Genomic DNA, 26,267 nt, shown 5'->3' with positions numbered 1-26,267 from the left:
GTGTTCAAGCCTTCACTTTTTTATAAAGGACGGGGGTACTCATTCCTACTTTTCGGGCCAGAACATCTACGTTAAAATGAGGATCATCAAGATTGGCTCGAATTTCGTCTGCCAGTTTATGAAGAAAAGAGGTATCCGCCACCTCAGCCGTTTTGTTTTCTCCACCAAGCGTCAAAAATGCCAGATCCCGATTAAGTTTTTGTCGTAATTTCTCCTTCTGACTAAGCATATTCCTCACGCTTAATTGAAGTACATGTTGACTAAATGGCTTAGTTAAATACAGATCTGCTCCATGCCCTAAACCCTCCACCTGTTCAGCCGTAGTGCTTTTAGCCGTAAGAAGGATCACCGGAATATGATCGTTCATCTTCTTTAAGGGCTTGACAGAGTTGAAATCCGTCCATTATAGGCATCAGAAATAATCAAATCTGGCACAACTTCCACCGCTAAATCTAAGGTTTCTCTTCCGTTTGAGCAGGCTGTAACACGGTACTGATCTTTTAGAGCTTCCGCTACCAAGTCCCTCAATTCTGAATGATCCTCTACCACTAATAGATGGATCTTGTTTTTGCTTGATTTCTCTTCAACGGGACCCAGGATCTCCGTCAAAGCGAAACACGGAAACGCAACCTTCGCATTCGTACCTTTTCCTTCTTCACTTTCTAAGACTAACTCTCCTTGATGTGCTTCTACAATCTGCTTAGAAAGCACCAGTCCTATCCCGTGCCCGTTTCCATGATTTCCTACTTGAAAAAAGGGCGCAAAAACGTTATTCAAATCCTTCTCAGGTATACCCCTTCCACTATCCTTAACCCTAATTTCTACGGCTTCCTGCTTAAGCATCATGTCTACAACTACCTTTCCACCTGCAGGAGTAAACTTAATAGCGTTTGAAATCAGATTAAAAAAGACCTTTTCCAATTGTCTGGGATCCACCACGGCCTCAACTGAGGTCAATTGATAAGAAAAATGAATCCTATTCAACTTCGCTGTTTCTTCAAAGCTTAAGCAAATCTCTTTAAGAAAGGGTTGTAGGTTTATCCTTTTAGGCAGAAGAGGTAGATTTTGAGGCTCCGCTTTCCTAAAATCCAGAAGTTCTCTTACCAGATGCGTCAGCCTAGAGGTTTGATGTTTAATCTGGTCTAATTGTCCGCTAACATCTGTATCAGACTTGAGCCTTTGAGAGAGCTTTTCTAAGGGTACAGAAATGAGGGTCTACTGTGTTCTGATTTCATGGGAAGGGTACGTAAAGAAATCCAGCTTCGCCTGGCTCATTTTTTCCTCTCTTTTAAAAAGTTCCTTAAGAAAGAAGTAGCGCAAAATAAAGCTAATCAATGCTAAGATAGCCAATGTATACAGGGTGTAAGCCCACCATGTTTTCCAAAATGGGGGATTCACTTTAAACTTCAAGACTTCCACTTCAATCCATACTCCATCGTTATTTGCTCCTTGAACTTCGAAAATATAATTCCCAGCGGGTAAATTGGTATAGATAGCAGTTGGCTCAAAGGTATCAATCCAGTCTTGATCGTAGTTTTTTAATCTATATCTGTATTGGTTCTTATTTGGCTTGATGTAATTAAGTAATGCAAAGTCTATTGAAAATGTATTCTCATCGTGCGAGAAGGAGAGGGATTGAGTTTGGGAGCGAAAGAAAAGAGTACTGTCCTTCCATCGAATTTGAATAAAGTATAAAGGAGGGACAATGGGATTTACTTTGATATCCTGAGGGTGGAAATAAGTAAATCCATTTAATCCGCCGAAATAAAGAAGCCCCTGATTATCCTTAAAGGAAGAATAATAATTGAATTCTGTCCCCGCTAATCCATCTTCGTACGTATACATTCTGTACTCTTCTGAAGTAGGGAAATAATGCACTAATCCCTTGCTAGTACTGATCCAGAAATCATTCTGATCACCCTGAAGTATGCCAAGAACGTCTAAATCCTACAGGAAATCTGCCCGATACTCTACTAACTTATTGCCGTCAAATTTGGCCAAGATTTCACCACCTACCCACACTTCCCCATCCTTAGTTTCAGTTATTCACGTGAAGTAATGTGTGGAATCTACTTTTATGGGTTTACCGTCTAAATAATACCCCAAGCTATTTGCCCCTGTGACCCAAATTCTCTTTTTTGAGTCCTTAAACAGGAAAAGATTATACCCAGTTGCCGGCCTATCAATTAGCGTGGAATCTGATAACACCCCACCATTCTTTTTATACTTGGTAACTCCGGAATTCGCAGTGACATAAAGATGTCCACGTTCATCTTCAGCAAAGCAGGTTACTTCATTAATGGCGGTGGTAGAATGGTTGGGCCGAAAATGTGAAAAACTATGCTCATCTGCTCGAAGTACATTTATCCCTCCCTTATACGTTCCTATCCACAGGAAACCATCCTTGTCCTTATAAAGAGTTTTTATAAAATTAGAACTGAGGCTATTGGGATCCTTATCAGAGTGCTTCAAGACACGTAGAGTCCCCTCTTTTTTATTCCATCTATGCAGACCTCCCCCATCTGTGGCTATCCATAGTTCATGTTCCTTCACTTGAACCATTCCAGTAACCACTTTCGAGTGAAGTGCTCCATAGGCCAACACACGGAAGGGGGTACCGTAAGCTTCCCTAAGATTTATACCTCCAAAGTAGGAAGCCACCCACATAGATCCCACTTGATCCATAAAAATACCATAGATGGCATTACTACTCAGACGGTATGGATCTTCCGGATTTTGCAAAATGCTTGCCATTCTCCCCGACTGTGGGTCCATAATACTAATTCCTCCCAGTGTACCTATCCACAATCTTCCATTCCTGTCTGGAGTAATGCAACGAACCACCGGATGCACTACATTGGGATAAAAAGTAAATCTTTTCTGCCTTACTTCAAATTTTGGCAATCCCTCCCCATGTAAACCCACCCATATATCTCCATTGGCATCACTATGCAGAGCCTGTATCCAATTGCGGTGCATGGGTCCTGCAGGAAAAGGGAGAAAGGTACTAACATTCCCTTTGTCTAATAAAATGAGACCAGCGTCTGTGCCCATCCAGAGCTTTCCATCCGCCTCCCTAACTAAAGCCTTTATATGCTTACCCGTAGTATGAAAGGGGATCTTTTCGATTTGGCCTGAGGCCTTTCTATAGTAAAGTCCTTTATCTCCTCCTATCCATAAACCACCTGCATCATCTTCCACAAATGCATAAGTATGCCCCAAAAGCTCCCCCTTATAACGAACATGTTCAAACCTGTCTAGATCAGTGTTGTACAAGAGTACGCCCTGAGGATTTCCCTCCCCTATTCTACCTGCTTTATCCGTATATAAGCTTGCTATGAAGGCATGATTTACCCCATTTGGTTCGAACATATAGGTGCGGAAACGCTTTCCATCAAATGGCGAAATTCCTCTAACCGTACCTACCCACTTGAAACCATCATAATCCTGAGTAAAAGTAATAATGTTGTTAGTGGGAAGACCGTCTTCAAAAGTAAAATGGCGAAATGGCTCGGTACTCCATGAATAATGGGGCACGATAAACAGAAAAAAATTATTAAATACCTTGCTATTATTCAAATATTTTAATAGAAATTGCTAACAAATTAACTACTTTATACAATCAACACAACTTAAAAAACTTTCTATCAATGCTTTACAAATATTCAAGATTTTCTCCCTACATCTTTAGGATATTCTCTACGTCTCAATAACAGATAAACTAAACTTGCATGGAAATCAGTAGGACATATTACGAAAAAAGAATTTAAAACTACTCATGAGTTTAAGAGAAACTTACTCACTTTTCAGCCTTACCGCTGACTATATACACAACTGGTGAAGGAACGGGGCCGTCTCCGTTCCTTACGTAGGTACAATTAAATAGGTTGAAGATTAGTCGCCCCGAAAACCACGACATCGGGGCTGACTTTCAAAAGAAGAGAATTATGAAATCCGACTTTAAAAGAATCTTGTTCATCGTCCTTTTAGGCTGCATCTATTTCGCCATTTCCAGTAGCAAAAAGAATATGGAGAAATTAAAAATAGTACCTACCGCACCTGCTCTTTCAGGAGAATAAGATCAGGGCCATGATCAAGGTGATGATGACATTAAAGGTTTGAGCCCCTAAAAAAGCTACTAAAGGTTTTTTATTTTCCTGAGCAAACAGTTGCTTGAAGTTTGTCTCAAGACCTATACTCACAAATGCCAAAGAGAACCAAACCCCTTGTAAGCTTTTAATACCCCCTTTATAGCTAGCCACAGATTCCGGCGATAATACGAAGGAAAACAATAAAGAAGCCGCTAAAAATCCGATGACAAACTTCGGGAACCTATCCCAAATCACACCTAAAGTGGGTCTCTCCTCCTTCTCTTTGGCTTGAGTAACTGACCAATACACACTTATGGCAAAAGCGGCTAGACCTAACAATACGTTTTGAGAAAACTTGATAATGGTACTGATCTCCAAAGCCTCTTCTCCCACCAAAGAACCAGAAGCCACCACCGCACCTGTTGTATCTATACTACCGCCTAGCCAAGCACCCGTAACGGCCTGGGATAAATTAAAGTATTCAGCGATATAAGGCATAAAGATCATCATGGGCACAGCAGTGATCAGGACCAAAGAGATCACATAAGAAAGTTTCTTACCATCCCCTTTAATGGCTCCGGAAGTAGCTATAGCCGCCGATACTCCGCAAATGGACACTGCACTACTGATCATCAAAGACATCTCTTTGTCGATCTTCATTCTTTTACACAACCAAAAAGCAAAATACCAGACCGAAAGCACTACCACCAATGCTTGTACCAAACCTAATGCACCTGCCTTTAAGATATCTCCAAATATGATAGTGGTTCCTAGCATTACTAATCCTATCTTCACAAACAACTCACTCTGCATACTATCCCTCAGAATTTGTGGAACCCCGAAAAAGTTATTGATAACTAAACCGATCAACAAACTAAAGATCACAGCTTCTAGATTGTATTCTTGAACCAAAGCATTACCAGCCATCACTTGTGCTAAGACTGACAAAACAAATATCAAAATAAAACCTTGGACGAAAGACCTCCATGGCTTCCCTAATAGAATCATAGCTACAATACCCACCACAGTGACTTGCAAACATTGCCAAACCATCTTGACCAAATTACCTGCACTCAGTACTTTCCCCACTAATTCGGACCAAGAGGCCCATTTGTAAGTTGGAGAATCAACTTTAAGCCCGAAAAGGATAGCAAAAATGAGGATAAACCCTGCTATCACTACTACCCAGTCTTCACTAAATCTAAGTCTATTTTCTTTCATCTATAATGCGTTAAATAATTGCTTGGTAAAATACGGACAAACGAAATTATATCCTCACCGACTTTAGATTTTTATATAAAATCCTTGTATCTTTACACCGGTTTAATGATTATGTAGGAACCGATATCCTGTTTCAGGTTATTTGTTTCAATGAACTTAGAAAGGAGGAGTGCCAATGTACTCCTCATTTTTTCCAGGCACATGAAAAAATCTATACTACTCGCCTCCTTGCTCTTTCTGCAATGTACTAAGGAAAACAATCCTATAGACAGAGAACTACACTACTTTGATACTAGGGGGGTGATAGAAAACACTATTTCCAAGCTAAGCCAAGAGAAACCTAAGGTAGTGAAACTGTGGAAGTACGGAAGAGCCGAAGAGAAAAGAATGGTAGAAGATATGGACTGGGAAAAAGAACTTAAACTCTTCCTGGATGCTGATATTAACAAATCCTCCTTCATAGGAAGTTATGATTCGACCAGAGCAGGACAGATGATCACCTATTCTCTTAAATCAAATGAAAATCTGCCGGTAAAAATCCTATCCGTATCCCAAGACAGCACTGACCTGGAGATTCATGCCATAAGAACTTCCGAAAACTATTTTTTCACCACCTACGGCGACCTTTTACTTCGCATAAAAGATGAGAAGTTGGATTCCTATAATATCCATACCGTCCAAAAGCTTTTATGGTTTGACGCGGACACCACTGTAGTAAGTGGAAAGGTTTTATATTAATTCCTTTCCAAAATACTTCAACCCCCTGCGAATTCCATCCATATGAGCAATTCTAGGGAGGTATCCCCATTCCTCAAAACCGGCCTTTTCGAACAAACGAATACTAGGTTCATTATGCGCAAATATCAAGCCTATCAAGGTTTGTATTCCAAATTCTGGTGCTTTTTCAAGGGCAAATTGTAAGCTCTGGTAACCTAAACCCTTACCTCTGGCAGAAGGTGCCAAATACAAGCTAATCTCAGCGGTAGGGGCGTATGCAGGTCTAGGATGAAAAGGCTGAAAGCCTAACCATCCTAACATCTTACCTTCACTTTCTATGACCCAAAGAGGATACTTTTCCGGGGTATGAGAACGGAACCAATCCACCCTACTTTCCACACTCACAGGTTCCAAATGGGCTGTAACCAAACGAGAAGGGATAGTGGAATTATAAATTTCCACTATCCCCGCTAAATCCTTGATATCAGCCGTTCTATAATTAATAGGCATCATTCAATCCAAATATGGGCTTATTCGTCTTCCATTTACCTCGAGTAAAGTCCGGGATTTCTACCGGAGAACTACCTCTGGCTATTGACAATTCTGATAAAGGACTGATTGCAGACCAAGCCGCAGCATCATATACGTCCATAGGTGGTGCCACCCTACGTTTGATACTTTCAATAAATGCACGCATTACGAAGTAATCTATGCCACCATGTCCTGCATTCTTCGCATTCTCCTCAAACTTCTTCCACAAAGGATGATCATATTCCTTCTGATATTTTTCAAAAGGCTCCCAACGGTGAGCAGGACTTTTGCCTTCTAAATAAATGGACTTATTATCGTCCATCCAGATTCCTTCTGTGCCCTGAGCTCTGAAGCCTAAAGAGTAAGGACGAGGCAAATTAGTATCATGAATGATCACGATATTCTCTCCATTCTCACATTGGATATTGGTGGTTACGATATCTCCCAACTTAAACTTAACCTTTGCATTAGGATGATCTTGACCTCCCTTATCTACGATATATTTATGTAGCCCCTTTGAACTGGTGGCCATCGAAGTTAGGAAATTGAATTTATTTCCCCTGTTGATGTTCATCCAGTGCGCTACAGGTCCTAATCCATGTGTAGGATAAAGATCCCCGTTTCTATCTATAGAGTGTTGAGTTCTCCATTTAGCTTCGGAAAAACCTTTCTCTCCAAATTCTACACCACCACCGTAAGCTTGTTTACCATCATTAAACTTCACCTCACGAAGATCATGCTGGTAACCGCAGTGTCCATATTGGATATCTCCAAACAAACCCTTCCTGATCATATTCAGAACAGCCATTACATCCCTCCTGTAACATACGTTCTCTAAGATCATGCAGTGAGAACCAGTAGCTTCAAAAGTATCTACCAAGTCCCAGGATTCTTGCAATGTTACCGTAGCAGAAACCTCCACCGCTGTATATTTTCCCGCTTTCATGGCATCCACACTCATAGGCACATGCAGTTCCCATGGGGTAGATATCACTACTCCGTCTATGTCGTCACGTTTTAAAAGGTTCTTATAATCCACCTCGTTTTTAGAGTACGCCACGGCCTCCTTTCTTCCTGCCTTTTTGATCATGGATTGAGATTTGGCAATTGCGTCCGGATCTATATCGCAAATAGCCACTACCTCTACGTCATCACTGTTGATGGCTACAGTAAGGTGGTTCCTTCCACGAAGTCCTACTCCGATGAATCCTAATCTAACCTTGTCTTGTTTGGGTTTGTCGTTGTGCATAGCATTACCAATGAACGGCAAAGTGGAACCGGCCACGGTAGTCTGGATGAAGTTTCTCCTATTCATTTAAGATTTGTTATTTTGCGCTAAAGATACGGCAAGCCCTAATTTTTACAAATAAAAATATTAAATCTCCTATCCTAAGCCCCGTTTACGCTCTTATTAAACCAAGTCTTACGCCATATTATAATATCGTGTAAATCAACCAAGTGAATTACCATATCGCTCTTCTTCATCTTTTGACAAAAAATCATATAGTTGATAGAGGGCTTAAATAATCTTCTATAAAGATGAGCCAAGCAAAATTTCACTACCCCATAAAATCTAAGATGCGAATCCCAGTTGTAATTTTGCGCTACCATGATAGAAACGCACGCGCATATTTACGACGAAAGCTTTGACGAAGACCGAGCGCTGATCGTCAGTCGGGCAAAAGAACTAGGAATTCAGGAGATCTGGATGCCCAACTGCAGTTCAGAAACCCTCAAAGCCCTTTATGCTTCTGAAGAACAATTTCCAGATGCTTGTAGACCCATGATGGGGCTGCATCCTGCCTATGTAAACGAGACTTATGTAGAAGAGTTAAAAACGGCAGCAGCAGAACTTGAAAAGAGAGAGTTCATCATGATTGGGGAGATTGGCTTAGACTTCTATTGGGATTTGACTTTCGTAAAAGAACAGGAAGAAGCCTTTATGACCCAATTAGAATGGGCAAAAAAATACAATCTCCCTATCTGTATACATTCTCGGAATTCTAAGGACAATTCCTGGAATGCCATCCTGCGATGTTGCGAACTGATCGAAGAATTCAATTGGCCGCAACTAAGAGGAATCTTCCACTGCTTCTCGGGAAATCTGGAGGAAGCTCAAAGGGTCATTGGCCTTAACTTCTTATTAGGTATCGGAGGAGTAGCCACTTTTAAAAATGGGGGGATTGACAAATGGCTAGGGGAAATAGACTTAAAACACCTGGTACTTGAAACAGATGCTCCCTACCTAGCACCGGTACCTTTCAGAGGAAAAAGAAATGAGCCTTCCTATCTTCAATTAGTGGTAAAAAAGCTAAGTGAAATCTATGCTTGCTCAGAGGACATCATTAAGGCCCAAACCACAGAAAATGCCAAGAAACTGATAAATGAATTATAGATTCTTCCTGCTCGGCATCTTATTTGCCGCCCTGTGGGCTTCTGCATCAGCTGCAGCAAAAATAGCCTTACCCTACATAGAACCTTTAGCCATGTTCCAGGTCAGATTCTTCCTGGCAGGTGTACTTTTAATTGCCTATTCTCTGATCATCACAAAGGATAGATTTCCAAAAGGCAAAGAATGGGTCCAACTCATCATTTTCGGTGGCCTAAACACCACGCTGTACCTAAGCCTATTTGTCCTGTCTTTGAGGGAAATATCTGCAGGGATTGGAAGTTTAGCCACATCTACCAATACCTTAATCATCAGTGCACTTTCTACTGTATTTTTAGGACAAAGCCTCAAATCCAAACAGTGGATGGCACTTCTTCTGGGTTTTGCAGGAGTAGGACTTGCCTGTTACCCTCTTTGGGAGAATCATCAAGCCACTCCGCGAGGCTTATTTCTCATCTTCCTTAGCATGTTATCCTATTCTGTAGGTACCTTGTATTATTCGAAAATAAAATGGAATCTTTCCAGAATCACCATTAATGGATGGCAAGTATTCCTAGGAGGTGTTTTAATGTTCCCCTTAACCTGGTACTTCCATGTAGACGGGGCAAATCAGTGGAATTCTATAGTTTGGACCAGTATACTTTGGTTAATTTTCCCGGTTTCTATTGGCGCTGTCCAACTTTGGCTATATCTCTTAAAACAAGATACAGTGAGAGCCTCCTTCTTTTTATTCCTCTGCCCTATTTTTGGATTTATTTATGCCAATATCCTCCTACAGGAACCATTAACCTGGTACACCTGGACAGGCACCGCTATGGTATTAGCCGGTTTATATATGGGTATAGAAAAAAAGCCGAGGTGATACCCCGGCTTAATCTGATAAGGCTTAATCGTCTCTTCTCCCTAAGAAAATCATTACAAAGTATAGCAAGTTAGCCATGGCAGCAGCAGCCCCAACCACATACGTCATGGCAGCCCATTTCAAGGCATCCTTCGCCATTCCATGCTCTCTCTGTGAAACTACATTTCTAGTTTCCATCCAGTTTAAGGCACGCTTACTAGCGTCAAATTCTACCGGAAGGGTAACCAAAGCAAATAAAGCCAATGCTACGTTTGCTGCGATCAACACTAATAAAAGTGTATTTCCCATAGGGTTGTTTTGCGACAATAAAGCCACACCACCAAACATCAAGAACATGTTTGCCATTCCCATCACACGAGATGCTATATTTACTGCAGGAACCATAGCAGATCTAAATTTCAAAGCTGCATAGGCCTGAGCATGTTGCACGGCATGACCCACTTCGTGAGCAGCTACTGCCGCAGCCGCAGCACTTCTACCGTGATATACATCCGCACTTAGGTTTACCGTCTTATCCAAAGGATTATAGTGGTCTGTCAATTGACCGTCCACTTGCGTTATTTTCACATCGTAAATACCATTATCTTCTAGCATTTTTCTGGCAATCGCTTCACCGCTTAGTCCATTGGAAAGGCCTATTTGCGAATACTGCGCAAATTTGCTCTTTAGACGGCTTGATACCAAGCTTCCGATAATCATGAAGACAACACCAATTAAAATTAATCCTCCCATTATTCTATGTTTATTTTATTGAATTAACAAAACTTAAATATATACAGTTTCCCTCACTTTTCAAAAGTGGATATTCGGCAAAATTTCTGGATTAACGTTCCAAATCCTCCATAATGATCTGAGGAATCTTACCGGAAGCTTCCCTATCAAAAACGGTATTTAGCTCAACAGGCGCATAGAAGAACCCACAATTTTTTAAATAAAAGTACGGTCCTTCCGCCCCTCCCGTATAATCTAAACGATTCCCCTTTCTAGCAGTAGCGTCTGCCGTAAAGCGAGCCCGAGTCAATTCCCTCCATTCTCCATTCACCGTCCTAACCCAAGTATTTCCAAATAACACCTTCCGGGGTTGATCTCCCGTCTCTGTTATAAAATTCTCCAAAAAGGAATGAAAGCGCTTAGCGTAAGTACTGGTCTTAGGTCTTCTAAAAGAAGCTATCAACTCCCATTTTCCGGTTTCAGCATCTTTAAAGTAAGACGTATACTCTGTAGATCCCGTCACTTCTGAAGGTCTGATTCTGGTTAAGAAAGAATAAGTGAGTCCGGCTTTCCACATGTGCTTTTTAAAGGATTGACCTCCACTTCCTTCGTTCCCAAATTCTCCCGTATAGACTCCTTTACCCTTTTTCAACAATGTTATTCTTTGGTCTTCCGGAATAGCGTTCGGATCATCCGTTTGGTAAGGACTCCAAACCGAAAACAAAATCCTTCTTTCCTCCTCAGAATTTACCTGGATCCCAAAATACCCCTCCGCAAATCCATTCGCCATGAAGTAGGAGCCTATAACATCCTCACCTTCTGGTACGGTCACTTCGTTATACAACCATTCTACATTCTCTTCCGGCATAGAATAAGTAAAATGTACAGAAGGGCCTCTTCTACCCCAATAGAACTCATCTTTGACGAATGTGGTCTCTATCCCTTTTACTTCTACTCCCTGAAGACTTTCCGCATTTCCTTCCATAACCAAGCTATGGTAACCCACTTGATCTATAGGAAATACACCCAGGCTTTGTTCCCCCGAAAACTTCAAATGTTTAGTAGCCCCTTGAAAACTCACCTGAATATCTACAGGTCCTTTACTGTAAAAGATAATTTCAGCCTGCCCCTGCTCTTTGGAAAAGAAATACAATTCACCTCTACCATCCTTCCATTGCTTAATACCGCGATGGTCTATTTCCACTTCCGGTGACTTACCCCAAGTATTGCCCTCTATAGGAATCATTTGCGCTTTAGCACCTAGTGCTAGCCAACACAGGATTATAACCTTTTTCAATCCTTAATTTTTTTTGCTAACCAAAGGAATTCACTCACGAAGGTATCAATGGCCTTTTGGAAGCTATCATCCGTTAAATTTCCTTCTTCGTCAAATTTCTTGTCTACATGTGGAGTGATTAATAATTGAGGACTCAGAATACCAAAGAAGGCAGCCACCATTTGAATGAGTTGCTGCGCCGAGCGCATGGCCCCTAATGCTCCGTCTGTAGCGGTAGCTATACCAAATACCTTTCTACTTTGCTTAGGAAAATGGTCTAAAAGATTCTTCAGTGCCGGAGAATATCCGCCATTATATTCTGGAGAAACCAAAATAAAAGCATCCGCTGAGAATATCTTTTCTCCTAATTCTTTGAATTCTGATGGCACTTTATCCAAAGTGCTCCAAACGGTTTCCACAAATGGAATCTGATGTTCTCTCAAATCAATGAGTTCTACATCTACCTTCTCTTCCTTCAATCTTTTTAAAAGGTGCTTCGCCACCCGCACGGTTAAACTTCTTTGTCGTGGACTTCCTGAAATAATTTTGATCTTCATTTTAAACGGTCAATTATATCCTTTGAAATTTGTGTAAAATATCCTCCACTCTGATACCCATACCAAGACATGGTTACGGTTTCATAGTGTCCGGAGTCGTATCTTTTATCGTGTGTAATATAGCCAATATACCCTCCATTAAAACTCGTTATGATCAAATCCAAACCTTTCGCTGTGGCGTATTCATCCAGTTCAACCATAATTTCACCGGAAAAATCTGCAGGCATGCCCAATAGTAAGGTTGAACCTAGACGTGTGACCTTGACATATGCATCATAATCCCCAAAGGCCCACCTAAAGACCCAAGGCCTTAGACCCCAATGTTTACTCAATCGAGCCACGGGTTTTGGAAGAGGGATCTTTATCCATTCTGAAACCAAACCGGCGCCTACCTTTTTCTCTGTTCTCTTTTGAAAATGTTTATAAACACCTGCGCCCTGATGCTTCGCCTCATCAAACTCAGTGTCCCCCACTTCTACTGGTCCCATTCCTGCAACTGCCCCCGCCATATAAGCTCCGAAATCAGGCAGCAGGGAATCCACTAAGACTCCGGAATAGTCTCGTGAAAGTTGGGAATTTCTATCCCCCAAAGTAGTGTTATGCGCAGAATAAGTAACCAAGTGTGCTCTTTCTCCCGTATCTTTTATAAAACTTAAGCCGCGTATCTCTCTATCTCTTACCCCGTCATCTGAATTCATCCTGAACCTTACGTCCTCGTCATCTATAACCTCTCCATAGGTGATTTCTCCCGGACTCAAGTTTAATGTGGACTGTTGGATGGCGAAATAAAACTTATCCGCTAAAAAGTCTACTACTCTTTGATCATATTTCCCTCCAAAAAGCATACCTGTAATACTGCTTTCCCAGCCTCCAATACTACTGTGACTATGTGTAGCTGCTAAATGGACATTTCTCAGGTCTACCCCTTTCGCCACCAGTTTTTCCACCACCTTAGGTGGAATAAACAATAGGTCTGCTGACACCAAATGGATAATCCGCTTTCCTGAACGTATAGCAAAAGCCCTTACATAAATAGAATCATGTACAGACTCAAAATGCCTACCCTTTCTCTTCCCAAACCCGGCCAATGGCACAGAAAAATCAGGAGTGATATTCTCTTTCGCCCATCCTACCTCATAAGTGGAATCTATCTGTTCAAAATCCAAATCCATGTTTCTCCACTCCTTAAAATGTTCGGTCTGTTCGTAAGGTGTGCGCGGAATCCACTGCACCAGAGCCAACAAAAGGACCAGAATTACGACAAAGAAGACCAAAACAAATTTTATAAATTTTCTCATATACCAAATTTTAGACTATACTTAGAAAAAATTGCAATAGATTATAACATTAGACAATCGGTTGTTTTATATTTTACTTATTTTCAACTATTTATATTTTTAAGCTCTACTTTTATTAATAAATAAATTTAATATTTTATTTAGATAAAATTGAACTATAATTTACATAGATTTGCACAAAACAAATATTTCATCAATAAACATCCTCGGGAATTTACCCTTTAATGCTCCAAAAATGAGAATTAAAGGGTGCAATTCCTAATATAATCAAAAAGGCAGTATGACGGCTATTTCAACACAAATTCATCAAAACCTCAAGCCTGAACTTTTAATAGAGCAAGCGGTCAAATTAGGATTAGCATCCCATTGTGAAACTGGCGCTCCCGTAGTGAGAACGGGCAAGTTTACTGGCAGAAGTCCCAAAGATAAGTTCTTTGTAAAGGAAGGAGCTGAACATGTAGACTGGAATGACTTTAACCTTCCTATTGATGAAAAGCACTTTTTGCAATTAAGGACAGACCTCATCTCCTACCTGAATACCAAACCTGAGATTTGGAGCAAGGAAGTATATGTAGGCGCTGATCCCGAATATAGAATAGGCTTAACCTGTTATACCGAGTGGCCTGACAGCAGCCTTTTCGTAGACAATATGTTTATAGAAAAGGACGAGAATTTTACATCAGAATGGACCATATACCAAGCCCCAGGTTTCCATGCGAATCCTGACATTCACGGTACGCGACAAGGCAACTTTGCCATCATATCCCTAAAGCACAAGACCATCTTGATTGGCGGGACAGGATATACTGGAGAAATCAAAAAAGGGATGTTCACCGTCATGAACTACTTATTACCTTCGGAAAGGAACGTTTTAACCATGCATTGCAGCGCTAATATAGGCAAAGAAGGAGATGTAGCTCTATTCTTTGGTTTAAGCGGCACAGGCAAAACGACCTTGAGTGCTGATCCTAACCGCAGATTAATCGGGGACGATGAGCACGCATGGACACCCAATGGAGTTTTCAATCTAGAGGGGGGATGTTATGCTAAGGTCATAGACCTTTCCCCTGAAAACGAACCACAAATCTTTCAAGCTATACGTGGACAAGCCTTATTAGAGAATGTGGTATTCCATAAAGATTCTAATTGCATAGATTTTAGCAACAAATCCATTACGGAGAATACAAGAGTTAGCTATCCTTTGACTTATATCAAACATGCTGTCATTCCTTCTATGGGTGGAACCCCAAAGAACATTTTCTTCCTGACCTGTGATGCTTTCGGCGTATTACCTCCTATCAGTAAATTAGATGCTGATCAGGCCATGTACTTCTTCCTGAACGGCTATACCGCAAAGATCGCGGGAACAGAAGAAGGAATAAAGGAGCCAAAACCTACTTTCAGCACTTGTTTTGGAGCACCTTTCCTGCCATTAAAACCGAGTACATACGCGGAGATGTTAAAGGAAAAGATTGCAGAGTCCGGATCACAGGTTTGGATGGTGAATACCGGATGGACCGGCGGAGGTTACGGAGTAGGCTCCCGGATCAAACTAAGTTATACAAGAGCTATGATCAGCGCAGCTTTGAAAGGTGAATTAAAAGGAGTAATTACTCAAAAACACCCCATTTTTGGTGTGGAAATGCCGCTTTGTTGCCCAGGAGTGCCTTCTCTCCTACTAAATCCTGCTAATACATGGGAGAACAAAGAACAGTATTTTGAGGAAAGCAAAAAGCTCTCCACACTGTTCGAGAAAAATCATCAAAAATTCACTGTAGAGACTGTTTAAACGTGTTCAGGAGTTCCCATGCTGCCTCTTCAGGCAGCATGCCTCCCTGAAGAACTTTTTCTTCCCATTCTTTTTGAAGTCCACCCACCATTTCGTCCCAAAGTTCTTTCTGCAATTGGTTGAGCCGCAATCTAAACTCGAGCAAGTCAGCTTCTTTTCTATCCCCGGCTTCTTGTCTTCTCAGGTATTCTACCAATTCTTCCATTCCTCTACCACTTTCAGCTGAAACTTGAAAAACCGGCAAATCTTGTTGGTACAAATGCATGGACTGACGAATCCCTTGAGAAAAAGCCTGAACCATCTTCTCCGAATAAAGGTCTATCTTATTGACCACCACAAGATCCACTCTTTCCATTATGCCCCTCTTGACGCCCTGTAACTCATCACCTACTGTGGGCATAGTTAGGAGCAAGACCAGATCACAGACTTGCTTTACGTCAGTTTCCGACTGCCCCACCCCTACCGTCTCCACAATAATGCGATCAAACCCGGCCGCTTCCACTAATTTGATCAATTGTAGGGTGTGCTCACTCAGTCCCCCTAAAGTCCCTTTAGACGGACTAGGACGTATAAAGGCATCCATTTCTTGAGAGAGTTGCTGCATCCTGGTTTTGTCGCCTAAGATGCTACCACCGGTAACCGTTGAAGAGGGATCAATAGCTAAGACCGCCACCTTGTGACCGTCTTGAATAAAAGATAAGCCTAGGGATTCTATCAGGGTACTTTTGCCTACTCCCGGCACACCGGTCACTCCTATCCTTAAGGTAGGACGATCATTACTGGGTAAAGATCTTAGAAGTTCCGCGGCATTTTGCCTATCCTGAGGCAGGGAACTTTCAAGCAGGGTTATGGCTTTGGCCAAACTAGGGCGCTCCCCTCTTATTATTCCATCAATGAGCGCTTTCATGAAGTAAATGTTCAGCTAAGAAAAGATCTTCAGGCGTGGTAATCTTTAGATTAGCATAACTTCCTTCTACCAGATGAATAGTATAGCCCGCTGCTTCGACTACAGAGGCATCATCTGTAAAGCTATCTATATAAGGTAGTTCATACGCCTTTTTCAATATATCCCACTGGAAGGTTTGCGGAGTCTGAATGAGCTTCACTTTCTTCCTTTCCAGAGCTTGATTACGATCTTCTGTAATCAAACGAACAGAGTCCTTACTATCTACACAGGTAACGGCGGATCCAAATTGCTCTGCCACTACGTAAGCATTAAGAATTACGTTTAATGGAACTAAAGGACGAACTGCATCATGAATGGCTACTATAGTAGGCACATCCGTATCCAGGGAATTCAGTGCATTCTTCACGGATTGATATCGGGTATCTCCACCCGTAATGACCGGAATATAAGTATCAGGGAAGAACTGTTCAGATATAGGCTGCCAATATGCTTTACCGGCTTCAGAAAGAACAAGAATAATGTGACAGTCGTGTATGGATAAGAATTTCTCCAGTGTGTGCACCAGCACGGGCTTACCGTTCAGGGGGAGAAATTGTTTTGGAATTTCTGACCCCATTCTGCTACCCGTGCCGGACGCTACGATCACTGCAATCTTTTGGGACATTATATGATCAACATAGCATCACCATAGGTGAAGAACTTGTATTTCTCTTTAATAGCCACTTGATACGCTTCCATTACGGTATCGTATCCACCAAATGCACAGGTAGTCATCAACAAAATGGACTCCGGCAAATGGAAGTTCGTCAACAAGGCATTCGCAATTTTGAAGTCAAATGGAGGGAAGATAAACTTATCTGTCCAGGCATTGTCCAATGGCTTCAACCGGTTATTAGCAGAAACCGAGCTCTCCATAGCACGAAGAGAAGTACTACCAATAGCACAAACTCTCTTGTTCTCATCTAATGCTCGGTTAACTATATTACAGGTAGCTTCAGGAATGAAGAAGTTTTCAGAATCTGTCTTATGTTTAGTCAAATCCTCCACTTCAACCTGTCTAAAGGTTCCGATTCCTATATGTAAAGTCAATGGGGCAAAATCAACACCATTGATTTCCATTCTACGAACAATGTTCTTAGTAAAGTGAATTCCAGCAATAGGAGCAGCTACAGCACCTTCGTTCTTAGCAAAGATGGTTTGGAACCTTTCCTCATCATAATCCGCCACTTCCCTTTGAAGAATGTCCTTAGGGATGGGTGTTTCACCTAATTCGTAAATGGCTTGCATCATTTCCTCATGATTTCCATCAAACAAGAAACGAATGGTTCTACCACGGGAAGTAGTGTTATCTATTACTTCAGCCACTAAGTCGCTATCTCCGAAGTACAGCTTGTTGCCCACGCGAATTTTTCTTGCAGGATCCACCAAAACGTCCCACAAACGCATTTCTCTGTTAAGCTCTCTTAACAGGAATACTTCGATCTTAGCTCCTGTTTTTTCCTTAGAACCATAAAGACGTGCAGGGAATACTTTTGTATCATTCGCTACCATGACGTCTCCGTCACCGAAATACTCAATAATATCTCTAAACTGCTTATGCTCAATCTTCCCGGTCTTTCTATGAAGAACCATCATACGTGCACCATCACGATCCTCATAAGGATGTTGTGCTATCAAACTATCCGGGAGATCAAATTTAAAAGATGATAATTTCATTTAGAAGTGATTAATTTAGCTATAGTCTTTAGCTAACATACTATAATATAATCACAAAAATACGAAATGCAAGAAGGGGTTGTCAAGTAAATGCGTAAATATTGTCAGCTTTTGATATAAATCTCCCCTTTCAGGTACGGCATGGCCTCTCCACCTATCAATACCCTACCGTTCAGCACCTGTCCAGTCACCTTACCTGTTCTTTCGGAAATCTGCATGGCCTGAAATTCCGTTTTACCTAGTTCCTTAGACCAGTAAGGGAAAAGCTTAGTAAAAGAAGAGCCCGTTACTGCATCTTCATTAATACCTAAACTAGGTGCGAAGAATCGGGAAACAAAGTCCACCTTCTTACCTGGAGCTGTAACAATCAAACCTCTACCCTTTAATTTCAATAAGGCGTGAAAATCTGGCCTGATCTGAGCAATCTCCTCTTCATTTCTAAACACGGCCATGATATCTTCATTCGCTTGATACACTTTCTGTGGTTGAACACCCAAAGCTTTTTGGAACGGAAAATCTAAAGAAATTTCATGGCTTTCAAAAGCAGGAAAATCCAAATAAAAGAGTCCATCCTTTTTGACAAATTCCAAATCCCCACTTTTACTTTCAAACAAAATTCTTTCATCCGGATGATTCATGAACTCAGTCAAAACATAACCACTGGCTAATGTAGCATGCCCGCATAGAGGCACTTCTACCTCAGGAGTAAACCAACGAATGGCAAAACCTCTCACCGTTTTTACAAAAAATGCCGTCTCAGACAAGCCGTTCTGGTTTGCAATCTTTTGCATCAAATCATCAGAAATCCAGAAATCCATAGGAACCACCCCCGCCGGATTACCTTTAAAATCTTCTGAACTGAAAGTGTTAATGTGAAAGATCTTTAGCGAAATCATTTACGAATGTTGTTTAATGATTGATATGTTAACAAGAGAAACAAAACAGAGACACTACCCATATAGATGATATCTCTACTGTCTAAGACACCCTTACCTAGGGAATTATAATGAATACTTAATCCTACCTGCGCGATTAAGTATTGGACACTACCGGAAAACAATTGAGAGAACTGATCCAAACCTACAAAAACCACATAGCAAACCAGAGCTGACACCAGAAAGGCCACCACCTGATTTTTGGTCAAAGAAGATAGAAAAACACCAATGGCAGCATAAACACCAGCCAGTAACATCAACCCGAAATACGAGCCTGCTACTGCCGCAGAATCTATATTTCCTGCGGGATTACCTAGTACATATAGACTAAAGTAATAAATCAAAGTAGGAAGTAATGCCAGGCAAAAGATCAACAAACATGAAAGATATTTACCTAGAATTATTCCCCAAAGAGAGACAGGGCGAGTTAATAAATACTCCATGGTACCGGACCTCAACTCTTCCGAAAAGGTCCTCATGGTAACCGCAGGAATAAAAAACAAAAGTATAAAAGGGCACAGTTGGAAAAAAGTATCCATCTCCGCATATCCATAATCCAGAATACTGGTTTCAGGATAGATCCAAAACAACCAACCATTAAGGAGTAAAAAGACCCCAATAACGATATATGCTATTAATGAATTGAAAAAGGAGGCAACTTCTTTCCTAAAAATACTCCACATATATTATTCAAAAACCGGCGGATTCTTCTTCATGATGGCCGCCATAATTAAAGAGCACAACAAGCCGATGAACGCAAGCGAAAGCACCATGATTACAAAAGCAAAAGGTCCTTCAATAAAAGGTCTAGATTTCTCCATAGCCTGTTCTATCATTTCAGGAGACATCCCCATCTTCTCGTTTTGCTGTTGGATTAAATCCAACTGCTTTTCAATAACTGTAGGATCAATAACTCTTTTATACACCAAATCATAAGTAGAAGCTAAAACTCCCGCAGTCACAAACAACAAGCTTCCCAAACCTACGCCTTGGCCAAACTTCATGAATCCGTTATTCAGATCACGAAACTCTTTAAAGGCAAAGTACAGGATGGCAAAAGACAATACTAAGGAGATCAAACCATTCAACATTTGATGCTCCAATAGATTAAAAGTGTACACTATTGTATTGATAACAATACTTACTAGACCGAAGATAAGACCCCATTTTAGTGCGATACGTGCAGTAGAAACTTTTTCCATATTAAGGTTTGATTTTACGCATACCCATACTAAATAAAGTACAGGCTACAATTGCTATTTGTTTAAAGATTAGTTCATCTCCTATGATGACAGCCGGGGACTTCTCCTCAAAGGATTTAAGAAGTTGCTGAAAGGTTTGTTCATTCATTAACTCTTTGCTCCTTTCTCTATCAGTCAGTAGTAAATTCTTACTCCACGCCGTCCATTCTTCGAAGGGACGCACATCCACATATTGCAAAAATAAAAAAATAAGGACGCCAGTTAGCAAAGCGGCGATAATATTCGTCAAAAATCCTAAAGAAAACCCTTCATAGAAATGAAGATAGCCTCCATTCTCTCTCTTGTAATACCAAATGGCTACACCTATAAAAATGATATTAATACCCAAATCAGGCCGTCTTAGCGCCAGTGGATTGGGATTCAAAAAATACATCACCAAAAAGAATAAGAAGCAAACTCCACCTGCTATGGATCCAAAGATCAAAGATTTTCTAACTATAGGATTCATAAGCTTTTGAATTGTCTATTATTCACTACGGCCTTCGCCCTGCCTTTTAAGACCTTACCTAAAAATGGAGTGTTCTTCCCTTTCGATTTTAAGTAATCTTCTGAGCACTCATATTCCTCCTCTACTGAGAAGATGGTCAAATCTGCTTCTTCTCCCTCCTTAATTGAACTCGTAGGAAGACGGAAGATATTTCTAGGATTATAAACCAATTTCTCCATAGCTAGATCCAGTCCCAATTTTTCTACACATACGGAGAATACCGTTTGTAGGCCAACTGCTCCAAATTCAGCTACATCAAACTCCAAGGTCTTATGCTCTGCATCCCAAGAATTGTGATCTGAGATCACCATATCTATGGTACCATCCTTCAAACCTTCTAATAAGGCTTCTATATCCTCCGTAGATCTGAAAGGAGGATACACCTTATAGTGGGTGTCAAATCCCATAAGATCCTCATCTTTGAAAACCAAATGATGCGCAGCTATATCACAAGATACCGGCAACCCTTTTGCTTTCGCTTCACGAATCAATTCTACAGAACCTTTGGTAGAGATAGTAGAGAAATGAAGTACCGGCAATGAAGACTGCACACCACTATATTCCAGAAGTTTCAGGTTCCTCATTATCATCAATTCCTCTCCGGCAGAAGGAATACCTTTCATACCTAATAAAGTAGAAGTAACCCCTTCATGCATTTGACCGTACATGCTCAGATATTTATCTTCTGATTTAACTACCAATACCGCATTCAAAGGCTGTAAGTAAAGCAGTGTCTTAAGGAAGATGTCTGAATTTTGAATGGCTTCTTTTCCGTCAGAAAATCCTACGGCACCACCTTTATGCAGGTCTATCATGTCCGTAAAATCTTCCCCCTTACACTCGCGCGTTACGGCTGCTAGATTAAGGAGTTGTACAGGCTTAGTACGGTTAAAATGCTCGAAATAAGTTATGGCCTCTTTGGTTTGAATGACCGGTGTGGTATTCGGAAAACCAATAACTCGGGTAAATCCACCATAAGCGGCCGCTTCATGAATCGAATTCAGATCATCTAGCCACTCGTATCCCGGATCCTTAAAATGGGTACCCCCATCCGTCCAACCCGGAGATACACATAAGTCGGTTCCATCAAATACTTCCGCTTTTGACTCCGTATTGATGCCGACGATCTTTCCTCCTGATACCAACAGATCAACTTTCTGACCGTGGTAGGGAGAATTTTTATCTATGACTTTTATATTTTTGACTAATCGCTCCATCCGTATACAAAAAAATAGCCCAACAAATGGGCTATCCTATATTTTAATTTAAGGAATCAATGCCCCACCGAGCTTTTGTAGGTCTCTGCGTCCATCAATTTCTCCACGTCAGCTACATTATCCACTTTAAGTTTGATAATCCAGCCATCGCCATAAGGGTCGTTGTTGATTAACTCCGGCTCATCTGATAATTTCTCATTAACCTCTAACACCTCACCACTGATGGGCAAATAAAGGTCTGAAACTGTTTTTACAGCTTCTACTGTTCCGAAAACTTCATTTTCACCAAGAGATTCACCTACGGTTTCAACCTCCACAAAAACGATGTCACCCAGTTCACTCTGAGCAAAATCAGTGATACCTACTGTAGCCACATCCCCTTCTAGGCGGATCCATTCGTGCTCTTGCGTGTACTTAATTCCTTCAGGAAAATTCATAGATTCGATGTATTTTGACCCAAAAATACGATTTTAGTTTAATTATCCCAAAGCTTCACTAGGGCTTTTCAAAAGATATTTCCTACGTATAGGATTTATAAAATACTTCTTCCTAGAAGTGAAACTTTCAGGATGCATTTGACCAAATTCCTCTGCCCATTCCGCAAAGATTTCAGGCTCATGCTGCTTAAAAGCATGGGCATCAATCTTCTTCTTTTGCAAATAGCTAAGAAACTCCTCCATCACTCTACAAAGTCTATAAATTTCTTGTACCCAAAATATGGAATAAAGCTAGTGTATCTCCTCGAACTTAACACCATGAACAAGATAAACATGGCTATAAAAAAGCCTTGAATAAACACGATAAACAAACCCGATATCACGGAAGTTGCCCAACCCGGAGTAGCTTGTCCAAGAACATATTTGAAGTATAACACTATCAACACTCCTACCACTGATGATATGATCATAAATGCAGCAAACATGACAATGCGCACCGCCGTCACGTCCACAAATACAGAGACTGCACTCATACCATGCAGAACCAAAGAGCTGAAATTCATCTTAGACTTACCTGCTAATCGGGTACCTCGGTCCAGAGGAATGGAATCAAAGGGCAGTCGGGAACGAATTATAGCACCCGGATAATGATTCCATAGTTCTGATACGTTCGCTAATTTTTTTACTTGCTTTGCCGGAATCAAGCTGTAATTACCGAAGGTTATGATGTTTCCGGTCAGCAATTTGAATACGAACTTATAGATCTTATAAAACACACGGAAAAGCAAGGATTCCGTTCTCTTCTTACGTTGCGCAAAAATGATCTTCTCCGGTTCCTGTTCCGCCTTTTCTAAGAGGGCTTCTATGTGCTCCGGCTGATCCTCTCCGTCAGAATCCATCACTATCACCTTATCTGCGTCATTGTGATCAGCAAAATAAGATAGTCCTATAGCTATGGCTCTCTGGTGACCTTGATTACTGATCAGGTGTAGTACCTCTAAGTCATAATCCTTGAAATCCTCTTTGTTATAGGGAATACTGGAACAGTCGTCCACTGCCAGAAAAGATATGTGGTAGGGTTTGCCGTGATACAATTGATAGGTTTTTTCGATCAAAAGCCTCAAGGCTTCCCAATCGTTAAATACCGGCAAAATGATCTTTATTTTCATAGGTTTAGTAGCGATATTCTTCGCCTTTAAAATCGAACAATAATACTCTCTCTCCGTCCTTCTTCTTCAGATACAATCTTTCTCTCTCCTTGGGGTCAACATATTGGATCAATGCATAATCCTTCGGAAAATACAGATTCAAGAATTGAGCATCTTTATAAGATACCGTTCCCCCTTTGTCGAACCTTTCTTCGTACTTATCCTTATATGCACCGGGAATAACCAAAGTATCTCCCAATGCAGCCTTTTCCTGAATTTCTTTTGCTAAGGCAGCGTACGGATTAGGCACCCTTTCAGGTACAAAATAAGCATTATAAACGGATCTGTCTGCAAAATAATCCTGAATGCCTTTTTGGATATTTGTCCATTGAAAAATCATTAAAAAGAGCATTAAAGCTCCTAATATGACCTTTTCCTGAGCAGCTCTGATCACGCCTATGGATACTAAGATCACTACAAACGGTGAAGCATTACCTATATATCTATGCGTTAAACTTGTGGTGTTTCCACTCAAATATGCATCTCTAACCACAAAAATAAGCGGTAATATCAACATCCCAAGGCCCATGCATAACCAGACAAATTCCTGCTTCTCCGCCTCATATCTCCTGGTTTCCAAAAGGTACTTAACAGCATAATAAAACGCCACAAACAATGCCGCCGAAGCCAAAATACTTCCCAGATAGATTCTTTCCAAAGCCAGAATCAGCAGAGACAAGAACAGGCCTGCATAGCGCTTATACTTATGCCCTTGAACTGATAAAAGTATACCAATAGCTAATAACAAAGAACTCAAAAACACCTTCACCCCTTTGATATCTTCAAAAAGGCCGTGAGTTATAACGCTAATGTCGTAGTACAATGCAATTCCCTTTTTTGCTATCACATCAGGACTTGCCAATTGAATGGTTTGACTCAACTCATCCTGAAGATTCTCTGCAATCTTCTTATGAATCTCATTCTTGTCCTTTAGGAAACCCATAGCTCCTTTTCCTCCTCCCCAATTGAACCAATAAAACAGCAACAAGGCATTTGCCAATGCCGCCAAAATAAAACCGGTCCATAGGTGACTCTTATTCCTAATGACCAAAAATATCAATACATGAAGCAAAGGCACAAAGAAGTTCATGTAATGATTCAGCATCGCTAAACCTATAAGAACAGCATAGATCACGAAGTTTTTCTTAGAATTCTCTCCCGAAACTAACTTTACAAAATAAGCCGTAGCCAGAGTAATCAGGAAGAATGAAAGCGGGTAACTTCTAGCGATATGACTTTGAGCTATGTTCAATGGATCTATGGCAAATAGCAATCCCGCCAGGAAAGCCATGCTATAAGATCTAAAGTATTTTAGGACCAAAAGGTAAATCAGTAGTACCGTCAGTACATTAAAGATCAAGCCTGGCATTCTAACCGAAAAATCAGAATTCCCGAAGACCTTCATCCAATAATGTAGGATGACGTTATGTACCATGTGCGTACCAAAATCTGCATTCGCACTAGCATCCATAAAGTCTTGGGGACCTTTCTTCTCCCAAAAATCCTGTGCAGTGAAGTAGGTCTTCTTAAAAGCCGATTGGTTAGCTCCCCCTACCCAAAAGCCGTTTGCATTCAGCAAGGTAAATTTTTCGTCTGTGATCAGACCACGAGCGTCTAGTCTATACAAACGAAAACTTAAAGCTATAACTCCCAGGAAAAAGAGTAGAATGTACTTTCTCATGCCTCTAAAGGGGTACTCTTTTCAACGATATATCTTGGACGAGCTTTCACTTCTTCATAGATCTTACCCACATATTCGCCGATCAGCCCTATGGCCATCATATTAGATCCATTAAAAAATGCCATCATAAGAAGAGTAGATGCCCAACCAGACGTGGTTACACCTGCAAACTTTGTATACAAGACATACACAGCAAGTAATAAGGAAAGTACAAAGCTAAATGCTCCAAAGTAAAGCACGAAGCGCATAGGCATGGTGGAGAACGAGGTTACCCCATTCCAGGCAAAGGTCAACATCTTCTTCAGAGGATATTTGGTTTCTCCTGCCTCGCGCTCCAATCTTTTATAGAAGACCTTATCGTTTTTGAATCCTATGGTAGGAATGATCCCCCGAATGAACATGTTCACTTCACGGTAATGTTCCAGTTCCGTAAGCACCCTGTTATCGATCAATCTGAAATCTGCATGATTGAACACCACCGGCACCTTTAACCATTGCATGACCTTATAGAAGGATTCAGCGGTAAACTTCTTAAAAAAGGTATCAGTACTTCTATCGTCCCTAACGCCATAAACTATAGATGCACCCTCCTTAAACTTTTCTATCATAGGAGGAATGGCATAGATATCATCTTGTAGATCTGCATCTATGGAGATATAACAATCAAATAATCCCTTATATTCAAACAAACCCGCCAAAAGGGCATTCTGGTGACCGAAGTTTTTAGAAAGTTTAACGCCTAAAATGCGGGAATTTGATTTGGTAAGTCTATCAATGATATTCCATGTAGCATCTCTACTCCCATCATTGACATAGCAGATCTTGCTTTCTGCACTGATCAAACCCTGAGAAATCAGTTCGTCATAAAAGGTATTCAACTTAGCATCAGTCAGATGCAAGATGGCTTCTTCATTATAACAGGGCAAGACTAATAGCAGCTTTGGGATCATAAAACTTATTATTTTGGCAAAAATA

The 26,267-nt window shown here is 40.9% G+C and carries 29 protein-coding genes; 5 read left to right on the top strand and 24 right to left on the bottom strand.

Annotated elements, in window-relative coordinates; genetic code table 11:
* Window positions 1-4 precede the first annotated feature (4 nt).
* The 4 genes from LBYS_RS02320 to LBYS_RS02305 form a co-directional block, all read right to left on the bottom strand.
* Window positions 5-367, bottom strand: coding sequence for a response regulator transcription factor (locus LBYS_RS02320; protein WP_041823390.1), 363 nt, complete (start codon window positions 365-367; stop codon window positions 5-7).
* A gap of 5 nt (window positions 368-372) precedes the next feature.
* A complete protein-coding gene (locus LBYS_RS02315) occupies window positions 373-984 on the bottom strand; it encodes an ATP-binding response regulator (protein ID WP_041823389.1) in 612 nt (203 codons plus the stop codon).
* A 231-nt stretch (window positions 985-1,215) separates the two neighbouring features.
* Entirely contained in the window at window positions 1,216-1,845 is a 630-nt protein-coding gene (locus LBYS_RS02310) for a triple tyrosine motif-containing protein (protein ID WP_041823388.1), read from the bottom strand.
* Between the two features lie 201 nt (window positions 1,846-2,046).
* Complete coding sequence (locus tag LBYS_RS02305; protein ID WP_041823387.1) at window positions 2,047-3,579, bottom strand: ligand-binding sensor domain-containing protein; 1,533 nt, start codon at window positions 3,577-3,579, stop codon at window positions 2,047-2,049.
* Window positions 3,580-3,947: 368 nt separating this feature from the next.
* On the opposite strand from LBYS_RS02305, the gene LBYS_RS19725 reads away from it, so the two are divergent.
* Window positions 3,948-4,079 carry a hypothetical protein gene (locus LBYS_RS19725; RefSeq protein ID WP_262494817.1) on the top strand — a complete coding sequence of 44 codons (132 nt, stop codon included), beginning with the start codon at window positions 3,948-3,950 and terminating at the stop codon, window positions 4,077-4,079.
* Here the strand turns inward: LBYS_RS19725 and LBYS_RS02300 are convergent.
* Window positions 4,068-5,312: a YeiH family protein gene (locus LBYS_RS02300; RefSeq protein ID WP_013407293.1), complete on the bottom strand. Its 1,245-nt coding sequence runs from the start codon at window positions 5,310-5,312 to the stop codon at window positions 4,068-4,070. The two genes, LBYS_RS19725 and LBYS_RS02300, sit on opposite strands and share 12 nt — an antisense overlap.
* Window positions 5,313-5,513: 201 nt before the next feature.
* On the opposite strand from LBYS_RS02300, the gene LBYS_RS02295 reads away from it, so the two are divergent.
* The gene (locus LBYS_RS02295; protein WP_148225747.1) at window positions 5,514-6,050 is read left to right on the top strand and encodes a hypothetical protein; all 537 of its coding nucleotides are present in this window, start codon (window positions 5,514-5,516) and stop codon (window positions 6,048-6,050) included.
* Here LBYS_RS02295 and LBYS_RS02290 read toward each other — a convergent pair.
* Both LBYS_RS02290 and LBYS_RS02285 read right to left on the bottom strand, forming a co-directional pair.
* Window positions 6,042-6,542, bottom strand: coding sequence for a GNAT family N-acetyltransferase (locus LBYS_RS02290; protein WP_013407291.1), 501 nt, complete (start codon window positions 6,540-6,542; stop codon window positions 6,042-6,044). The two genes, LBYS_RS02295 and LBYS_RS02290, sit on opposite strands and share 9 nt — an antisense overlap.
* The gene (locus tag LBYS_RS02285; protein WP_013407290.1) at window positions 6,529-7,875 is read right to left on the bottom strand and encodes a Gfo/Idh/MocA family protein; all 1,347 of its coding nucleotides are present in this window, start codon (window positions 7,873-7,875) and stop codon (window positions 6,529-6,531) included. The genes LBYS_RS02290 and LBYS_RS02285 overlap by 14 nt, the downstream gene beginning before the upstream one ends.
* A gap of 294 nt (window positions 7,876-8,169) precedes the next feature.
* Here LBYS_RS02285 and LBYS_RS02275 point away from each other — a divergent pair, with 294 nt between their 5' ends.
* Window positions 8,170-8,955 carry a TatD family hydrolase gene (locus tag LBYS_RS02275; RefSeq protein WP_013407289.1) on the top strand — a complete coding sequence of 262 codons (786 nt, stop codon included), beginning with the start codon at window positions 8,170-8,172 and terminating at the stop codon, window positions 8,953-8,955.
* Window positions 8,945-9,811: a DMT family transporter gene (locus tag LBYS_RS02270; protein ID WP_013407288.1), complete on the top strand. Its 867-nt coding sequence runs from the start codon at window positions 8,945-8,947 to the stop codon at window positions 9,809-9,811. Before LBYS_RS02275 ends, LBYS_RS02270 begins: the two co-directional genes overlap by 11 nt.
* Before the next feature lie 24 nt (window positions 9,812-9,835).
* On the opposite strand, the gene LBYS_RS02265 is transcribed toward LBYS_RS02270, so the two are convergent.
* The 4 genes from LBYS_RS02265 to LBYS_RS02250 all read right to left on the bottom strand — a co-directional run bounded on the left by LBYS_RS02265 (window position 9,836) and on the right by LBYS_RS02250 (window position 13,653).
* The gene (locus tag LBYS_RS02265) at window positions 9,836-10,543 is read right to left on the bottom strand and encodes a zinc metallopeptidase (RefSeq protein WP_013407287.1); all 708 of its coding nucleotides are present in this window, start codon (window positions 10,541-10,543) and stop codon (window positions 9,836-9,838) included.
* A 91-nt stretch (window positions 10,544-10,634) separates the two neighbouring features.
* On the bottom strand, window positions 10,635-11,819 hold the full coding sequence (locus tag LBYS_RS02260) for a DUF3472 domain-containing protein (RefSeq protein ID WP_041823385.1): 1,185 nt from the start codon (window positions 11,817-11,819) through the stop codon (window positions 10,635-10,637).
* Complete coding sequence (locus LBYS_RS02255; protein ID WP_013407285.1) at window positions 11,816-12,355, bottom strand: NADPH-dependent FMN reductase; 540 nt, start codon at window positions 12,353-12,355, stop codon at window positions 11,816-11,818. The genes LBYS_RS02260 and LBYS_RS02255 overlap by 4 nt, the downstream gene beginning before the upstream one ends.
* Complete coding sequence (locus tag LBYS_RS02250; RefSeq protein WP_013407284.1) at window positions 12,352-13,653, bottom strand: neutral/alkaline non-lysosomal ceramidase N-terminal domain-containing protein; 1,302 nt, start codon at window positions 13,651-13,653, stop codon at window positions 12,352-12,354. Before LBYS_RS02250 ends, LBYS_RS02255 begins: the two co-directional genes overlap by 4 nt.
* A gap of 280 nt (window positions 13,654-13,933) precedes the next feature.
* Between LBYS_RS02250 and pckA the strand changes: the two genes are divergently transcribed.
* Entirely contained in the window at window positions 13,934-15,442 is a 1,509-nt protein-coding gene (gene pckA, locus LBYS_RS02245; protein ID WP_013407283.1) for a phosphoenolpyruvate carboxykinase (ATP), read from the top strand.
* Here pckA and meaB read toward each other — a convergent pair.
* The 13 genes from meaB to LBYS_RS02180 all read right to left on the bottom strand — a co-directional run bounded on the left by meaB (window position 15,423) and on the right by LBYS_RS02180 (window position 26,242).
* On the bottom strand, window positions 15,423-16,349 hold the full coding sequence (meaB, locus tag LBYS_RS02240) for a methylmalonyl Co-A mutase-associated GTPase MeaB (RefSeq protein WP_013407282.1): 927 nt from the start codon (window positions 16,347-16,349) through the stop codon (window positions 15,423-15,425). The two genes, pckA and meaB, sit on opposite strands and share 20 nt — an antisense overlap.
* Entirely contained in the window at window positions 16,333-17,013 is a 681-nt protein-coding gene (locus LBYS_RS02235) for a 2-C-methyl-D-erythritol 4-phosphate cytidylyltransferase (protein WP_013407281.1), read from the bottom strand. Before LBYS_RS02235 ends, meaB begins: the two co-directional genes overlap by 17 nt.
* The gene (gene queA / locus LBYS_RS02230) at window positions 17,013-18,065 is read right to left on the bottom strand and encodes a tRNA preQ1(34) S-adenosylmethionine ribosyltransferase-isomerase QueA (RefSeq protein ID WP_013407280.1); all 1,053 of its coding nucleotides are present in this window, start codon (window positions 18,063-18,065) and stop codon (window positions 17,013-17,015) included. The genes LBYS_RS02235 and queA overlap by 1 nt, the downstream gene beginning before the upstream one ends.
* 104 nt (window positions 18,066-18,169) lie before the next feature.
* The gene (locus LBYS_RS02225) at window positions 18,170-18,961 is read right to left on the bottom strand and encodes a PhzF family protein (protein ID WP_013407279.1); all 792 of its coding nucleotides are present in this window, start codon (window positions 18,959-18,961) and stop codon (window positions 18,170-18,172) included.
* The gene (gldF, locus tag LBYS_RS02220; RefSeq protein WP_013407278.1) at window positions 18,958-19,683 is read right to left on the bottom strand and encodes a gliding motility-associated ABC transporter permease subunit GldF; all 726 of its coding nucleotides are present in this window, start codon (window positions 19,681-19,683) and stop codon (window positions 18,958-18,960) included. Before gldF ends, LBYS_RS02225 begins: the two co-directional genes overlap by 4 nt.
* Window positions 19,684-19,686: 3 nt before the next feature.
* A complete protein-coding gene (locus tag LBYS_RS02215) occupies window positions 19,687-20,202 on the bottom strand; it encodes a DUF4199 domain-containing protein (protein ID WP_013407277.1) in 516 nt (171 codons plus the stop codon).
* Window position 20,203: 1 nt separating this feature from the next.
* Window positions 20,204-20,710, bottom strand: coding sequence for a DUF4199 domain-containing protein (locus LBYS_RS02210; protein ID WP_013407276.1), 507 nt, complete (start codon window positions 20,708-20,710; stop codon window positions 20,204-20,206).
* Window positions 20,707-21,966 carry a dihydroorotase gene (locus tag LBYS_RS02205; RefSeq protein ID WP_013407275.1) on the bottom strand — a complete coding sequence of 420 codons (1,260 nt, stop codon included), beginning with the start codon at window positions 21,964-21,966 and terminating at the stop codon, window positions 20,707-20,709. Before LBYS_RS02205 ends, LBYS_RS02210 begins: the two co-directional genes overlap by 4 nt.
* 56 nt (window positions 21,967-22,022) lie before the next feature.
* Window positions 22,023-22,403 (bottom strand): glycine cleavage system protein GcvH, encoded by a 381-nt coding sequence (gene gcvH, locus LBYS_RS02200; RefSeq protein WP_013407274.1) that lies wholly within the window; start codon window positions 22,401-22,403, stop codon window positions 22,023-22,025.
* A 42-nt stretch (window positions 22,404-22,445) separates the two neighbouring features.
* The gene (locus LBYS_RS02195; protein ID WP_013407273.1) at window positions 22,446-22,646 is read right to left on the bottom strand and encodes a hypothetical protein; all 201 of its coding nucleotides are present in this window, start codon (window positions 22,644-22,646) and stop codon (window positions 22,446-22,448) included.
* Window positions 22,646-23,572, bottom strand: coding sequence for a glycosyltransferase (locus LBYS_RS02190; RefSeq protein ID WP_013407272.1), 927 nt, complete (start codon window positions 23,570-23,572; stop codon window positions 22,646-22,648). The genes LBYS_RS02195 and LBYS_RS02190 overlap by 1 nt, the downstream gene beginning before the upstream one ends.
* A gap of 4 nt (window positions 23,573-23,576) precedes the next feature.
* Complete coding sequence (locus tag LBYS_RS02185) at window positions 23,577-25,292, bottom strand: glycosyltransferase family 39 protein (RefSeq protein WP_013407271.1); 1,716 nt, start codon at window positions 25,290-25,292, stop codon at window positions 23,577-23,579.
* Window positions 25,289-26,242, bottom strand: a complete 954-nt coding sequence (locus LBYS_RS02180; protein ID WP_013407270.1) for a glycosyltransferase family 2 protein — start codon at window positions 26,240-26,242, stop codon at window positions 25,289-25,291. Before LBYS_RS02180 ends, LBYS_RS02185 begins: the two co-directional genes overlap by 4 nt.
* Window positions 26,243-26,267 lie beyond the last annotated feature (25 nt).

Source organism: Leadbetterella byssophila DSM 17132 (genome assembly GCF_000166395.1).
Taxonomy (GTDB): Bacteria; Bacteroidota; Bacteroidia; order Cytophagales; family Spirosomataceae; genus Leadbetterella; species Leadbetterella byssophila.
This window is presented reverse-complemented; position numbering and strand designations above follow the sequence as displayed.